Below are 1,105 nucleotides of genomic sequence, written 5' to 3'. Positions count from 1 at the left end.
CAAGCTTTGAATTCTTTGCCTACTGGTGGTGTAAACGTGCAGGCTGGTAGGGTGAATGATTCGCCTTTATTCTTAGTTACATCTGCCATTGTTCCGGTACCACCGTTTTTGTCGAAGGTGATTGTAAATTGTTCTGGTGTTGGTGTTACTGCGTTTTGAGTCCATTTTGCATATATTGTTGTGTCTGCATTTATTGTTTCATTTACAAAGTCGAATGGTGTTGTCAGCCCTGCGTCTTTATACCAACCTGCGAATGTGTAACCATCTTTTGTCGGATCTGCCGGTTTTGTTACAAGACCACCTGCTGTTATTGTTTGTTGATTTACCGCACTTCCGCCGTTTGTATTAAATGTTACTGTGTAGCTTGTCGGTGCTGGTGGATTTTCATTCCATTTAGCATAAAGTGTTATGTCTGCATTTATTGTTTCTGTTGCAAAGTTAAATGGTGTTGTCAGTCCTGCGTCTTTATACCAGCCCGCAAATGTGTAACCGTCTTTTGTCGGGTCTTCCGGTTTCTGTGCATGTTCGCCTGTTTTTATTGTTTGTGCACTTACCGCACTTCCGCCGTTTGTATTAAATGTTACTGTGTATGCATCATAGGTAATATTTAAAGTTACATTAAAATATTTTGGGTTATATCCCGTTTTGTAATTATATGTCACTATACTTGGCTTTGTGGCGTCAACTATAAAATCAGAATTAGCTCCTACTATTCTTGTTGCTTTCGTGATGTCAAATGAGCCCGGAAAATCTGCATAAGGTATTTTCATATCACTTATTTTTACTTTAACATCATACGTTTGGTTATAACAGAAAAGGTTCACAAGTGCCGTGTTCTTACTTACGTCCAGGTTTGTCAGTCGGTTAGCTTCACAATAAAGATATTCAAGTGCCGGGTTTTTACTTACGTCCAGGTTTGTCAGAAAGTTAGCATCACAATGAAGTGTTTGAAGTGCCGGGCTGTTGCTTACGTCCAGTTTTTTTAGTCTATTATTACCACAATTAAGATATTTAAGTGCCGGGTTGTTACTTACGTCCAGGTTTGTCAGTTGGGTAGCTCCACAATAAAGATATTCAAGTGCCGGGTTGTTACTTACGTCCAGGT

General features: G+C 39.5%; 1 protein-coding gene. It reads right to left on the bottom strand.

Going from position 1 to position 1,105, the window contains the following annotated elements:
- On the bottom strand, positions 1–1,105 hold a 1,105-nt coding region (locus tag PEPCATONIAE_RS08550), incomplete at both ends, for an InlB B-repeat-containing protein (protein WP_180339386.1).

The sequence above is a fragment of the Peptoniphilus catoniae genome (assembly GCF_901447155.2).
Lineage (GTDB): Bacteria > Bacillota > Clostridia > Tissierellales > Peptoniphilaceae > Peptoniphilus_E > Peptoniphilus_E catoniae.
This window is presented reverse-complemented; position numbering and strand designations above follow the sequence as displayed.